13 protein-coding genes are annotated in these 13822 nt (G+C 72.0%); 8 read left to right on the top strand and 5 right to left on the bottom strand.

Going from position 1 to position 13822, the window contains the following annotated elements; genetic code table 11:
• Positions 1-85: 85 nt before the first annotated feature.
• On the top strand, positions 86-706 hold the full coding sequence (locus tag FQY79_RS01640; protein ID WP_146310137.1) for a hypothetical protein: 621 nt from the start codon (positions 86-88) through the stop codon (positions 704-706).
• Between the two features lie 16 nt (positions 707-722).
• Here the strand turns inward: FQY79_RS01640 and FQY79_RS01635 are convergent, their stop codons facing one another.
• Positions 723-1511 carry a cytochrome C assembly family protein gene (locus FQY79_RS01635; protein ID WP_146310135.1) on the bottom strand — a complete coding sequence of 263 codons (789 nt, stop codon included), beginning with the start codon at positions 1509-1511 and terminating at the stop codon, positions 723-725.
• A gap of 85 nt (positions 1512-1596) precedes the next feature.
• Between FQY79_RS01635 and ffh the strand changes: the two genes are divergently transcribed.
• From ffh to FQY79_RS01600, 7 genes are all read left to right on the top strand, one after another.
• Positions 1597-2967 (top strand): signal recognition particle protein, encoded by a 1371-nt coding sequence (ffh, locus tag FQY79_RS01630; protein WP_146310133.1) that lies wholly within the window; start codon positions 1597-1599, stop codon positions 2965-2967.
• A 47-nt stretch (positions 2968-3014) separates the two neighbouring features.
• Complete coding sequence (locus tag FQY79_RS01625; protein WP_146310132.1) at positions 3015-3818, top strand: aminotransferase class IV family protein; 804 nt, start codon at positions 3015-3017, stop codon at positions 3816-3818.
• 96 nt (positions 3819-3914) lie between these two features.
• On the top strand, positions 3915-4172 hold the full coding sequence (gene rpsP, locus FQY79_RS01620; protein ID WP_146310130.1) for a 30S ribosomal protein S16: 258 nt from the start codon (positions 3915-3917) through the stop codon (positions 4170-4172).
• A gap of 33 nt (positions 4173-4205) precedes the next feature.
• Entirely contained in the window at positions 4206-4718 is a 513-nt protein-coding gene (gene rimM, locus FQY79_RS01615) for a ribosome maturation factor RimM (protein WP_146310128.1), read from the top strand.
• Positions 4719-4809: 91 nt separating this feature from the next.
• The gene (gene trmD / locus FQY79_RS01610) at positions 4810-5559 is read left to right on the top strand and encodes a tRNA (guanosine(37)-N1)-methyltransferase TrmD (RefSeq protein WP_146310126.1); all 750 of its coding nucleotides are present in this window, start codon (positions 4810-4812) and stop codon (positions 5557-5559) included.
• Between the two features lie 144 nt (positions 5560-5703).
• Entirely contained in the window at positions 5704-6123 is a 420-nt protein-coding gene (rplS, locus tag FQY79_RS01605; RefSeq protein ID WP_146310124.1) for a 50S ribosomal protein L19, read from the top strand.
• 95 nt (positions 6124-6218) lie between these two features.
• On the top strand, positions 6219-6635 hold the full coding sequence (locus FQY79_RS01600) for an RNA-binding S4 domain-containing protein (RefSeq protein ID WP_146310122.1): 417 nt from the start codon (positions 6219-6221) through the stop codon (positions 6633-6635).
• A 78-nt stretch (positions 6636-6713) separates the two neighbouring features.
• On the opposite strand, the gene katG is transcribed toward FQY79_RS01600, so the two are convergent.
• The 4 genes from katG to mutS all read right to left on the bottom strand — a co-directional run bounded on the left by katG (position 6714) and on the right by mutS (position 13753).
• Positions 6714-8930: a catalase/peroxidase HPI gene (gene katG / locus FQY79_RS01595; RefSeq protein WP_146310120.1), complete on the bottom strand. Its 2217-nt coding sequence runs from the start codon at positions 8928-8930 to the stop codon at positions 6714-6716.
• Between the two features lie 145 nt (positions 8931-9075).
• Positions 9076-10272 (bottom strand): BaiN/RdsA family NAD(P)/FAD-dependent oxidoreductase, encoded by a 1197-nt coding sequence (locus FQY79_RS01590; RefSeq protein WP_146310118.1) that lies wholly within the window; start codon positions 10270-10272, stop codon positions 9076-9078.
• Positions 10273-10375: 103 nt separating this feature from the next.
• On the bottom strand, positions 10376-10999 hold the full coding sequence (locus tag FQY79_RS01585; protein WP_146310116.1) for a DUF937 domain-containing protein: 624 nt from the start codon (positions 10997-10999) through the stop codon (positions 10376-10378).
• A 198-nt stretch (positions 11000-11197) separates the two neighbouring features.
• A complete protein-coding gene (mutS, locus tag FQY79_RS01580) occupies positions 11198-13753 on the bottom strand; it encodes a DNA mismatch repair protein MutS (RefSeq protein ID WP_146310803.1) in 2556 nt (851 codons plus the stop codon).
• Between the last annotated feature and the right edge of the window lie 69 nt (positions 13754-13822).

Genomic DNA, 13822 nt, shown 5'->3' with positions numbered 1-13822 from the left:
AAGGGGCCGGCCGGCCCGCGCGACGGCCTTGCAATGGCCGGGCGCGTGGGAGATGCTTCCGGCGGTCGCATAGGGAGATGCAGGCATGTCGAATGGAAGCAGCCGCGCGCGGCGTGCGCGCGCATGGGCGTCGGCCATCCTCGGCCTGGTGCTGGCCTTGGGCCTGCCGGCCCGGGCCGCGGACCCGCCCGTGGACCACCTGTCGGTGCCCGGCCCGCTGCGGCTGGACGGGATCGAATTCGCGCTCGCCTGGAGCGCGGCCAGGCCGCCGGCCATATTCCGCCAGGAATACCTGCCCGCGGGACAGACGCTGGAGCGTTACCGGCAGATGCTGCTGCTGGACCTGCTCGCCGTCGACGCCACCCCGGTCGAGGCGGCGATGCACAAACTGCTCGAACTGCGGGAACTCCAGCGCACCGATCCGACCGTCAACTACGATCTGGTGATCAACGAGGACAGCGGGGGTGCGCTGCTCGACTTCGTGCTCCCCGGCAGGACCGGCGACGGCGACCCGATCATCGAATGGAACGCCTACCGGTACGAACGGATCGAGGGCGGGGTCCTGATGCTGGGCATCAGCCGGCGCGGCTATGGATTCGATGGCACGCGTCGCTTCATCGCCGAAGACCTCAAGGCCAACCGGCAGGCGTGGATCGGCGAACTTGCGGGGGTGGCGATGCCCGGCGCGGTCGCGCCGGACCCCTGAACCCGCGGGCGCGGCGTCAGACCCGCCGCAGCAGCAGTTCCAGCACGAACTTGCTGCCGAAGAACGCCAGCACCAGCAGCGCCATCGCCACCAGGGTCAGGCGCACCGCCTTGGCGCCGCGCCAGCCGCGGCGCCAGCGGCCCAGCAGCAGGGCGCCGAACACCAGCCAGGACAGCGCGCTCAGCACCGACTTGTGGATCAGGTGCTGGGCGAAGAAGTCGTGCACGAACAGCACCCCGGTGAGCAGGGTGGCCGAGAGCAGCACGAAGCCCGCCCAGATGGTCCGGAACAGCAGCGATTCGAGTTCGGTCAGCGGCGGCAGCAGGCGCAGCCAGGCGTGGAACTCGCGCCGCCGCAGGGCCCGTTCCTGCAGCCACAGCATCATCGCCAGCAGCGCGGCGATGGCCAGGGTGGCGTAGGCCAGCAGCGCCAGCCAGGCGTGCAGCTCCAGCCGCCAGCCCAGCGCCCGCGCGCTCGACCCGCCGGCCAGTGCGTCGCCCAGCAGGCACAGCGCTGCCACCGGGAACACCACCACCCCCAGCGCCCCCATGTGCCCGGCGGCGGCGTAGAGGGTGGTCAGCGCGGCCATGCCCAGCCCCACCAGCGACAGCGCGGAGAAGAAGTGCAGGTCCACGCCGGCGCCCGCGCGCCAAGCGAGCACGTGGAACAGGGCGTGGAGCATGATCGCCGCGAGCGCGGTCAGCAGCCAGGAGCCGGCCCCCGCCTCGCGCTGCACCTGCAGCCGGCGCATCACCAGCCAGGCGGCGAGCAGGTAGAACAGCGAGGAGAGGGCGACAACGGCCATCGCCGAAGTTTCGCATGAACGCGCGGCGGGCCGAAGCGGGCCGGCGGCTATAATCCGCGGTTCCGTTCCCGCGACGCCCGCCGCCATGTTCGAATCGCTCACCCAGCGCCTGTCCGGCACCATCGACCGCCTCCGCGGCCGTGGCCGGCTGACCGAGGAGAACATCCGCGAGGCCACCCGCGAGGTGCGCATCGCCCTGCTCGAGGCGGACGTGGCGCTGCCGGTCGTGCAGGCGCTGATCCAGCGGATCAAGGTGCGCGCGGTCGGCCAGGAGGTGCTCAAGTCGCTGACTCCGGGCCAGGCGCTGATCAAGGTGGTGCGCGACGAGCTGGCGGCGGTCATGGGCTCGCAGGCCACCGATCTCAACCTCAACGTGCCGGCGCCGGCGGTGATCCTGATGGCCGGCCTGCAGGGCGCGGGCAAGACCACCACCGTGGGCAAGCTTGCCCGGCACCTGAAGGAGAAGAAAAAGAAGAAGGTGATGGTAGTGTCCGCCGACGTGTACCGGCCGGCCGCGATCGAGCAGCTCAGGACCCTGGCCGGGCAGAACGGCGCGCTGTTCTTCCCCTCCGACGCCGGGCAGAAACCCGAGGACATCGTGCGCGCGGCGATCGCCGACGCGCGCAAGTCGTTCGCCGACGTGCTGATCGTCGACACCGCCGGCCGCCTCGCGATCGACGAGGCGATGATGGCCGAGATCAAGGCCCTGCACGCGGTCGCCAACCCGGCCGAGACGCTGTTCGTGGTCGACGCGATGACCGGCCAGGACGCGGCCAACACCGCCAAGGCGTTCGGCGAGGCGCTGCCGCTGACCGGCGTGGTCCTGACCAAGACCGATGGCGACGCGCGCGGCGGTGCCGCTCTCTCGGTGCGCTACATCACCGGCAAGCCGATCAAGTTCGTCGGCACCAGCGAGAAGTCCGACGGCCTGGACGTGTTCCATCCCGACCGCGTCGCCAGCCGCATCCTCGACATGGGCGACGTGCTGTCGCTGGTCGAGCAGGTCGAGCAGCAGGTCGACAAGGACAAGGCCGCGAAGCTGGCCGAGAAGGTCGCCAAGGGCCGGAAGTTCGACCTCAACGACATGCGCGACCAGCTCGAGCAGATGCAGAACATGGGCGGCATCGGCAGCCTGATGGAGAAGCTGCCGGGCATGGGCCAGATCCCCGAGCATCTCAAGCAGCAGGTGCAGCAGAGCAGGGAAGTGCCGCGGATGATCGCGATCATCAACTCGATGACCAAGAAGGAGCGGCGCAACCCGGCCCTGCTCAACGGCTCGCGCCGCGCCCGCATCGCCCGCGGCTCGGGCACCCATCCTTCCGACGTCAACAAGCTGCTCAAGCAGTACCAGCAGATGGAGAAGATGATGGGCAAGCTCTCGCGCGGCGGCATGAAGGGGATGATGCGCGGGCTGCAGGGCATGATGGGCGGCATGGGCCGGATGCCGTTCCGCTGAGCACCGCCTGCGTCGCCGCGAACGTGGCGATCGCGCACAATGGGGCCATGGGCACCGCCTGCATCGACGGCCGCCAGGCCACCGCCGACGAACTGCGCGCGCTGGCGCTGGCCGGCTATGGCCATTTCAGCTCGATGCAGGTGCGCGGGCGCGCGGTGCAGGGCCTGGACCTGCACCTGCAGCGGCTGGACGCGGGCAACCGCGAACTGTTCGACGGCGGCCTCGACCAGGCCCGCGTCCGCGGCGCGATCCTCGCCGCGCTCGACCTGGCGGGGATGGACGACGCCAGCGTGCGGGTCACCGCGTTCGCGCCCGGCTTCGATCCGTCCCGCCCGGACCGCCCGCAGGCGGTCGAACTGCTGGTGTCGGTCAACCCGCCGCGACAGGCCGACCCGAAGCCGGTCCGGGTGAAGACGTTCGCCTTCCAGCGCCCGCTGCCGCAGGTCAAGCATGTGGGTCTGTTCCCGCAGTTCCACTATCGCCGGCGCGCGCTGCGCGAGGGCGCTGACGACGCCCTGTTCGTGGACGCGCGCGGACGGATCAGCGAGGGCTCGACGTGGAACATCGGCTTCTGGGACGGCCACCAGGTGGTCTGGCCCCGGGGCGAGGCCCTGCGCGGGACCACCGAGCGGCTGCTGCAGGCCGGGCTGGACGAGGCCGGGGTGGCGCAGCGCCACGCGCCGGTGGAGGCCCGCGCGCTGGGCGGCCTGCGCGCGGCGTTCGCGGCCAACGCCAACGGGATCTGGCCGCTGGCGGGCATCGACGGGACCAGCCTTCGCCCGGACCCGGCGCTGATGCAGACCCTGGCAGGGGCCCTGGCGACGCAGCCCTGGCGGCCGCTCGCCGGGTGAACGGCCACCCCCGGGGTTTCCGTGGACCCGCGCCATGGCGTAAACTTGCCGGCTTACCTCGCCATCCTGGCGACTGGGCAACACCGGAACCGCACCATGGTCAAGATCCGCCTCACCCGCGGCGGCGCGAAGAAGCGCCCCTTCTACCACATCATCGTCACCGATTCGCGCAGCGCCCGCGACGGCCGCAACATCGAGCGCGTGGGTTACTACAACCCGGTGGCGCAGGGCGCCGAGCAGCGCGTGGTGATCGACACCGCCCGCGTGGAGCACTGGGTCAAGCACGGCGCCCAGCTGACCGACAAGGTCCGCTCGCTGTACCGCGAAGCCGTCAAGGCCGCCCCGGCCGCCTGACGCCCGGTTGCGCGCCGCGCAGCCGCTGCAGGCATGAACGATCCCGGGCGCCGCATCCTCATGGGAAGGATCCGCGGCGCGTTCGGCGTCCGCGGCGAGGTCAAGCTCGAATCCTTCAGCGACCCGCCCGGGGCGGTCCTGCGCTACCGGCCGCTGCTGCTGCGCACTGCCCAGGGCCTGGAGCGGGAGCTGGAGGGCATCCGCGGACGCGCCACCGCCAAGGGCATCGTGGCGCAGATCCCCGGGGTCGAGGACCGCGACGCCGCCCAGGCGCTGTTCGGCGCCGAGCTGTACGTGCCGCGCTCGGCGCTGCCGCCGCCGCGGCCCGGCGAGTACTACTGGGTCGACCTGGAAGGCCTGCGCGTGGTCAACGCCGATGGCGTCGACCTGGGCGTGGTCTCGCACCTGTTCTCCACCGGGGCCAACGACGTGATGGTGGTGCACGGCGAACGCGAGCGGATGGTGCCGTTCGTGCAGCCCGATTACATCCTCGCGGTGGATCTGGACGCCGGCCAGGTCACGGTCGACTGGGATCCGGAGTTCTGAACCGCGCCCCGCGCCCGGCCCTGGCATCCTCGCCGGGGTCCCGGCCAGGCCCGTTCCCGGCGCCGCGTCCCCCCGTTCCCGGACCCCGAACATGCGCATCGACCTGATCAGCCTGTTCCCCGAGTTCGTCGCCCAGTGTGCGGGCTTCGGCGTCGTGGGCCGGGCCCGCGAGCGCGGGCTGCTGTCGCTCCACGGCTGGAACCCGCGCGATTACGCCGAAGGCAACTACCGCCGCGTGGACGACCGGCCGTTCGGCGGCGGGCCGGGCATGGTGATGATGATCGACCCGCTGCGGGCCGCGATCCGGGCCGCGCGCGCGGCCGATCCGGCCCCGGCCCGGGTCACCTACCTCAGCCCGCAGGGCCGGCCGCTCACCCAGGCCATCGTCCGGGAACTGGCGGCGCGGCCGCGCCTGGTCCTGCTGTGCGGCCGCTACGAGGGCGTGGACGAGCGCCTGCTCGAGGCCGAAGTGGACGAGGAACTGTCGATCGGGGACTACGTGCTCTCGGGCGGGGAACTGGCTGCCGCGGTGGTGGTCGACGCCGTGGCCCGGCTCCAGGAAGGGGCCCTGAACGATGCCGGGTCGGCGGCCCAGGACAGCTTCGAGGCCGACGGCCTGCTGGACTGCCCGCACTACACCCGCCCCGTCGAGCACGAACTGGGGACCGTGCCCGAGGTCCTGCTGTCGGGCAACCACGCCGAGATCGCCCGCTGGCGCCGGCGCCAGTCGCTGCTGCGCACCCGGCGGCGGCGCCCGGACCTGCTGGCCGCGGCCGACCTGTCGCCCGAGGAGCGGGCCTGGCTGGCCGCCCAGCCGGGGGAGGGGCCGGCCGGGGACTGAAAGCGGGGCCGGGGGCGTGGCGTGCGGCCGGGTTTTCCGGCTACAATGACTGGCTGACCTGCTGCGGCCGGTCCCGTGCCAAGAGCGTGCGTCCGCGTGCACCACGCCTACAACTAATCCAACAGGCTCCATCGAGACACCACCATGACCACCAAGCCCTCCCTGAACAACCTGCTGCAGCAGTTCGAAAGCGAGCAGGTCCAGCGCAAGCTCCCCGACTTCGGCCCCGGCGACACCGTCGTCGTCAACGTAAAGGTGAAGGAAGGCAACCGCGAGCGCATCCAGGCCTACGAAGGCGTGGTCATCGGCAGGAAGAACGCCGGCCTCAACTCCTCGTTCACCGTGCGCAAGATCTCCCACGGCTACGGCGTGGAGCGCGTGTTCCAGAGCCACAGCGCGGCCATCGACTCGGTCGAGGTCAAGCGCCGCGGCAAGGTCCGTGCCGGCAAGCTGTACTACCTGCGCGGCCTGGAGGGCAAGAAGGCGCGCATCAAGGAAGACCTGGCCGGCAACGCCAAGGCGCGCGCCGCCGCCGCCGCCGCCAAGGCCGAGGCGGCCGAGTAAGGCAGGGGCCCGCGCGGCACCGCCGCGCCCGCCCGTCGACGGCCGCCTCCGGGCGGCCGTCCGCATTCAGGCATTCCCCCGCAGGAGCACTGCGCATGGTGGAACCCCCTTCCGAGGCAGGAGCGTTGCGCGGCGTGCGCATCGACGTCTGGCTGTGGGCGGCGCGTTTCTTCCGCACCCGTCCGCTCGCGCGCCAGGCGGTGGAGACCGGCAAGGTCGAGGTCGCCGGACAGCGGCCGAAGCCCTCGCGGCTGGTGCGCGTGGGCGACGCGCTGCGCGTGGTGCGCGGCGAGGACGTGTTCGAGGTCGAGGTGCTGGGGCTGTCGGACCAGCGCGGGCCGGCGCCGGTGGCGCAGGCGCTGTACCGCGAGCACGAGGCTTCGCGCCTCGCCCGCGAGGAGGCGGCCCGGCTGCGCAGGGCCGCGCGCGACGGCTATCGTCCGCCGCAGTCGCGTCCCGACAAGCGCGCCCGCCGCCTGTTGCGCGCGCTGGGCGACATCGACGCGCTGTAGCGGCAGGTCGCGCCCGGCCGCGCAAGGAAAGACGCCGGCGGCTGCCGGCGTCTTCCGTGGCGGGCGACGCGGCCTGCGTCAGTCGAGCAGGTCGAAGCGGTCCAGGTTCATCACCTTCACCCAGGCCGCGACGAAGTCGTTGACGAACCGCTCCGCGCCGTCCGACGAGGCATACACCTCGGCGAGCGCGCGCAGCACCGAGTTCGAGCCGAACACCAGGTCGACGCGGGTGCCGGTGTACTTCTTCGCCCCCGTCCGGCGGTCGACGCCCTCGTACAGGTTGTGGCCGGCCGGCTTCCACTCGTTCGCCATGTCGAGCAGGTTGACGAAGAAGTCGGTGGTCAGCGTGCCGGGGCGGTCGGTGAACACGCCGTGGCGGCTGCCGTCCCAGTTCGCATCGAGTACGCGCAGGCCGCCGACCAGCGCGGTCATCTCCGGCGCGGTCAGGGTCAGCAGCTGGGCGCGGTCCACCAGCAGGTGCTCGGCCGGCACTTCCGATGCGGCCTTGAGGTAATTGCGGAAGCCGTCGGCGAACGGCTCCATGTGGGTGAACGACTCGACGTCGGTCTGCTCCTGGGTCGCGTCGACGCGGCCCGGGGTGAACGGGACCTCCACCGGGAACCCCGCCGCGGCCGCCGCCTGCTCGATGCCGACGCCGCCGGCGAGCACGATCAGGTCGGCGAGCGAGAGCTTCGTCTCCTTCTGCAGCGCCTCGATCCTGGGCAGGACCTGGATCGCGCGCTGGTTGGCCTGCCAGCCGCGCTGCGGATCGAGGCGGATGCGCGCGCCGTTGGCGCCGCCGCGCTTGTCGCCGCCGCGGAAGGTCGCGGCCGAGGCCCAGGCCAGCGCCACCAGGTCGCCGGCGGGGATGCCGGCGGCGGCGATCTTCGTCCGCGCTTGGGCGATGTCGGCCGGAGTCGGGTGGTGCACGGGCCTGGGCAGCGGGTCCTGCCAGACCAGGTCCTCGGCCGGCACTTCCGGCCCGAGGTAGCGCGACTTCGGGCCCATGTCGCGGTGGACCAGCTTGAACCAGGCGCGGGCGAACGCGTTGGCAAAGGCCTGCGGATCGTCGCGGAAACGGCGCGAGATCGGGCCGTAGACCGGATCGAAGCGCAGCGCCAGGTCGGTGGTCAGCATGGTCGGCTTGCGCCGGGGCGAATCCGGGGTCGGGCCCGGGATGATCGCCCCGGCATCCTTCGCCACCCACTGGTGCGCGCCGGCCGGGGACTTGGTCAGCTCCCACTCGAAGTCGAACAGGAACCTGAAGAAGTCGTTGCTCCATTGCGCCGGGGTGCTGGTCCAGGTCACCTCGAGGCCGGAGGTGATGGTGTCGGCACCCTTGCCGGTGCCGAAACTGTTGGCCCAGCCCAGGCCCTGCATCTCCAGGTCGGCGGCTTCGGGATCCGGGCCGACGTGGTCGGCCGGGCCGGCGCCGTGGGTCTTGCCCAGCGTGTGGCCACCGGCGATCAGGGCGACGGTCTCCTCGTCGTCCATGCCCATGCGGCCGAAGGTCTCGCGGATGTCGTGCGCGGCCAGCAGCGGGTCGGGATTGCCGTCGGGGCCTTCCGGGTTCACGTAGATCAGGCCCATCTGGACCGCGGCCAGCGGATTCTCGAGGTCGCGGCCGTGGACCTTGCCGTCGGCGTCGTCCTCGGACACCAGCACGCTGTCGTCCTTCGCCTTGGGCACGCCCTCGGATCCGCGCGAATAGCGCTCGTCGCCGCCGAGCCAGGTGGTCTCGCGGCCCCAGTACACGTCCTGGTCGGGCTCCCAGGTGTCCTCGCGGCCGGCGCCGAAGCCGAAGGTACGGAAGCCCGCATGCTCAAGCGCGACGTTGCCGGCCAGGATCATCAGGTCGGCCCAGGAGATCTTCTGGCCGTACTTCTGCTTGATCGGCCACAGCAGTCGGCGCGCCTTGTCGAGGCTGACGTTGTCCGGCCACGAATTGAGCGGGGCGAAGCGCTGCTGGCCGCGTCCACCGCCGCCGCGGCCGTCGCCGACGCGGTAGGTGCCGGCGCTGTGCCAGGCCATGCGGATCATCAGGCCCACGTAGCTGCCGAAGTCGGCCGGCCACCAGTCCTGCGAATCGGTCATCAACGCGTGCAGGTCCTTCTTCAGCGCGGCGTAGTCGAGCTTGCGGAACTCCCTGCGGTAGTTGAACGACTTGCCGAGCGGATTGGTCTTCTCCGAGTGCTGGCTCAGCAGTTCCAGGCGCACCTGGTTCGGCCACCAGTGGCGGTTGGTGGTGCCGCCGGCCGCGGCGGTGTGGAAGGGGCACTTGGCTTCGGACGACATGGCGCGATCTCCCCGGCTGGGTAGTGGTGGGTGCGTGCGCCCAAGTTAGAAGGCGGTCGTCGGTTAGGGAAATCGAATGATGTGAACGGGGCGATTGGTGCCCTCTATCGACACCTGCGGCGATGCACTGCCTCGATCGTCGCGATCAGCAGGCCTGTCCCGCGGCCCGGCCCGATGCCCAGGCCCATTGGAAGTTGTAGCCGCCCAGCCAGCCGGTCACGTCCACCACCTCGCCGATGAAGAACAGGCCCGGCACGTGCTTCGACATCATCGTTGCCGAGGACAGGCCGTCGGTATCCACGCCGCCCAGGGTGACTTCGGCGGTGCGATAGCCCTCGGTGCCGCTGGCCACCAGCGGCCATGCCTGGAGCAGGGCGGCCACCTCCCGCAGTTGCCCCGGCCCGTACTGCTTCAGCGGCCGGCTGGGCAGCCAGACCTCGCACAGGCGCTGGGCAAAGCGGCGGGGCAGGACGTCGGCCAGCACGCTGCGCAACTCGGCGTCGGGGCGTTCGCGCTGGCGCGAGGACAGCCAGTCCAGGATGTCGCGGTCGGGGAGCAGGTCCAGGCGCAGGTCGTCGCCGGGCTGCCAGTAGGAGGAGATCTGCAGGATCGCCGGCCCGCTGACGCCACGGTGGGTGACCAGCATGCGGTTGCGGAAGGCCATGCCGTTGCACCGCGCGTCCACCTCCAGCGACACGCCGGCCAGGTCCTGCAGCCGTTCCAGGTGCTTGCCGGAGAGTGTGAGCGGCACCAGCCCGGCCCGCGTGGCCAGCACGGCGTGGCCGAACCGGCGCGCGATCTCGTAGCCGAAGCCGGTCGCGCCCATGCTGGGGATCGACAGCCCGCCGGTGGCGACCACCAGCGATTCGCATTCCAGCGTGCCGAGCGTGGTGCGCAGGCGGAAGCGCCGGTCGCCATCGTGCACGATCTCCTCGACCGTGCAATGGGTGCGCACCTGCGCCTGCACCGCCGCCGCTTCGTCGAGCAGCATGCGCACGATGAGCTTCGAGGACTCGTCACAGAACAGCTGGCCGAGCTCCTTCTCATGCCAGGCGATGCGGTGCGCGTCGACCATCGCGATGAAATCGGCGGGCGTGTAGCGGGCCAGCGCCGACTTGCAGAAATGCGGGTTGGCCGAGATGAAGTTGGCGGGCGAGGTGCCGGTGTTGGTGAAGTTGCAGCGCCCGCCGCCGGACATCAGGATCTTCTTGCCGACCTTGTTGGCGTGGTCGAGCACCAGCACGCGGCGCCCGCGCGCGCCCGCGGCGATCGCGCACATCAGGCCGGCCGCGCCGGCGCCGATCACCACGACGTCTACGGATGGAGGCAGCCCGGCGCTCATGCGATCGGCGGCGTGGTTCTCCTCCCTCCGCTCGCGGGGGGAGGCCAGGAGGGGGGCGCGCCGGCACCGATGGACGCACGCCGGGCCTGCATCGACATCCGATTCAGCGCTTGCCCCCCAGCAGTCCGCCGCCGATCTTCAGCAGGTCGCCGAGGCCGAGTTCGCCGTCGCCGTCCTGGTCGAGCACCGCGCCCAGCAGCCCGCCGCCGAGGCCGCCCTGCTGGCGGACCTGCTGCTGTTCACGGCCCAGGATCGAGCCCAGCGCCTGGGGATCGGCCGCCTGCGCCTCGCCCTTGCCCTGGAACACCTGGCGGGCGAGGAAGGCCAGCACGATCGGCGCGAGGATGCGCATCAGCTGCCCGGCCTTGTCGTTGCCCAGGCCGGTGGCCTGGCCGAGGCCGGCCTCCGCGCGCGGCAGCTGGCCACCGAGCACGTGGCCGAGGATGCCGGCGCCGTTGGTCTGCCGCGACTGCGCGCCGCCGAGCACGGCGCCGAGCAGGCCGCCGAGGTCGCCGGCGCCGGAGAAATCCTTCTGCAGTGCGCCGAACAGCGCCTCGGCCCCCTGCGGCTGGCTGGCATTGCGGCCGAGCGCGCCGAGCAGCAGGGGCAGCGCGGCGCCCACGGCGGTGGCGGTCTGGTCCTGCCCGGCGCCCAGCTGCTGCGCGATCTGCTGCAGCGGCGCGCCCTGGAGTTGCTGGAACAGCTGCTCGGTCAGGGAACTGGACATCGCACTTCTCCGGGGACGCGCGCGCTGCGCGGGGCGCCTACTGTAGCGCTTCGCTCCGCCCGGAAGGCGCCAGGGGTCCTCGTGCCGGGCACCGGCCGCAGGCGCCACGCTGGCGCGGGCGGGACGCACCGTGCCCGGACGATCGGGCCCGCGCCGCCGCCGGCGGCCCGATCTCCGCCGGGAACGCCGGGGTCCGGCTCAGGCCAGGGCCTTGAGCCGGTACAGCGCCTCCAGCGCCTGTTTCGGGGTCAGCTCGTCGGGATCGATCGCCGCCAGTGCGTCGAGCGCGGCCGAGGACGACTGGAACAGCCCGAACTGCTGCGGCTCCTCGATCCGCTCCGGCGACAGCGGCGCGGCCGGCGGCGAGTCCTGCGACCGCTGCTCGAGCTCGGCCAGCCGCGCCCGCGCATCGCGGATCACCGCCTTCGGCAGCCCCGCCAGCGCCGCCACCTGCAGGCCGAAGCTGCGGTTGGCGGGGCCGTCCTTGACCGCGTGCATGAACACCAGCACGTCGTTGCCGTTCGCGTCGTGGTGCTCGACCGCGTCCAGGTGCACGTTGGCGATGCCGCTGCCGGGCGTGGCCAGCGACGTCAGCTCGAAGTAGTGGGTGGCGAACAGCGTGTAGCTGCGGTTGCGCGCGGCGAGGTGGCGGGCGCAGGCCTCGGCCAGGGCCAGGCCGTCGTAGGTCGAGGTGCCGCGTCCGATCTCGTCCATCAGCACCAGCGACTGGTCGGTGGCGTGGTGCAGGATGTAGCTGGTCTCGGCCATCTCGACCATGAAGGTCGACTGGCCCCTGGCGAGGTCGTCGCCGGCGCCGATGCGGGTGAGGATGCGGTCGATCGGGCCGATCTCCGCGCACGCCGCCGGCACGAAGCTGCCGATGTGGGCGAGCAGCACGATCAGCGCGTTCTGGCGCATGTAGGTGCTCTTGCCGCCCATGTTCGGGCCGGTGATCACCAGCATGCGGCGGTCCTCGCCGAGCACCAGGTCGTTGGGTTCGAAGGGTTCCTCGCGCACCGCCTCGACCACCGGGTGGCGGCCGCGCTCGATGCGGATGCCGGGCTCGGCGGTGAGCAGCGGGCGCGACCAGTCCAGCGACTGGGCGCGCTCGGCGAAGGCGGCCAGCACGTCGAGCTCGCTCAGCGCCGCCGCGCAGCGGCGCAGCGGCTCGAGCCTGGCGTTCAGCGCGTCGAGCAGCTGTTCGTACAGCAGCCGCTCGCGGGCCAGGGCGCGCTCGCGCGCCGAGAGCACCTTGTCCTCGAACTGCTTGAGCTCTTCGGTGATGTAGCGCTCGGCGCCGGTCAGGGTCTGGCGCCGGGTGTAGTGCGCGGGCGCCTTCGCCGACTGGCCCTTGCTGATCTCGATGAAGTAGCCGTGCACGCGGTTGTAGCCGACCTTGAGGGTCGGGATCCCGGTGGCCTCGCGCTCGCGCGCCTCCAGTTCCACCAGGAAGCGGTCGGCGCTGCTGCTGAGCTGGCGCAGTTCGTCGAGCTCGGCGTCGTAGCCATCGGCGAACACGCCGCCGTCGCGCGCCAGCACCGGCGGCTGCTCGACCAGGGCCTGGGCCAGCAGGTGGGCCTCGGCCGCGTGCTCGCCGATCTGCTCCGAGAGTTCGCGCAGGCGCGGCGAATCCAGCGGCGCCAGCACCTCGCGCAGCGCCGGCAGCATGGCCAGGCCGTCGCGCAGCGTGGACAGGTCGCGCGGCCGCGCCGAACGCAGGGCGATGCGCGAGAGGATGCGCTCGAGGTCGCCGAGCGCGCGGAATCGCTCGCGCAGCGCCTCGTCGGCGCGGTGGTCGACCAGGGTCGCGACCGCGTCGTGGCGCAGGCGCAGCACCTCGCGGTCGCGCAGCGGCCGGTGCAGCCAGCGGCGCAGCAGGCGCCCGCCCATCGGCGAGACGGTGGAGTCGAGCACGCCGAGCAGGGTGTGGCGGGTCTCGCCGTCGACCCGGGTATCGAGTTCGAGGTGGCGGCGGGTGGCCGCGTTCATCGCGATCGCACCGTCGCCGCTCTCGACCGCGATCGAGGTCAGGTGCGGCAGGCGCTGCTTCTGGGTCTCCTCGACGTAGCCCAGCAGCGCGCCGGCCGCGGCCACCGCCAGCGGCCTGTCCTCGATGCCGAAGCCGGACAGGTCGTGCAGGCCGAAGAAGCGCAGCAGCTGGCGCCGCGACGAATCGGGATCGAACAGCCACGGCGGGCGCCGACGCACGCCGCTGCGATCGGCCAGGAACGCCGGCCAGCCTTCCTCGTCGGGCAGCAGCACCTCGGCCGGCTCCAGGCGCGCGAACTCGGCTTCGAGCTGCTCGTCGGTGGCGACTTCGTTGACCAGGAAACGCCCGCCGGCCAGATCGGCCCAGGCCAGGCCGTATCCGGACTTGCCGCGCGCCAGCCCCAGCAGCAGGGTGTCGCGGCGCTCGTGGAGCAGGGCCTCGTCGGTGACCGTGCCGGGGGTGACGATCCGCACCACCTTGCGCTCGACCAGGCCCTTGCTGGTGGCCGGGTCGCCGATCTGCTCGCAGATCGCCACCGACTCGCCCAGCGCCACCAGGCGCGCCAGGTAGCCTTCGGCGGAATGGTGCGGCACGCCCGCCATCGGGATCGGCTGCCCACCGGAGCTGCCGCGCTGGGTGAGGGTAATGTCCAGCAGCCGCGCGGCCTTGCGCGCGTCGTCGTAGAAGAGTTCGTAGAAGTCGCCCATCCGGAAGAACAGCAACACGTCCGGATGCTCCGCCTTGGCGGCGAAGTACTGGCGCATCAGCGGCGTGTGTTCGGTGGCCTTGCCCGGGGTCGGGGAACGGTCGGGGTCGGGGCGCTGCAACGAGAC

Origin of the sequence: Luteimonas wenzhouensis, from assembly GCF_007859305.1 — a bacterium.
Taxonomy (GTDB): domain Bacteria; phylum Pseudomonadota; class Gammaproteobacteria; order Xanthomonadales; family Xanthomonadaceae; genus Luteimonas; species Luteimonas wenzhouensis.
This window is presented reverse-complemented; position numbering and strand designations above follow the sequence as displayed.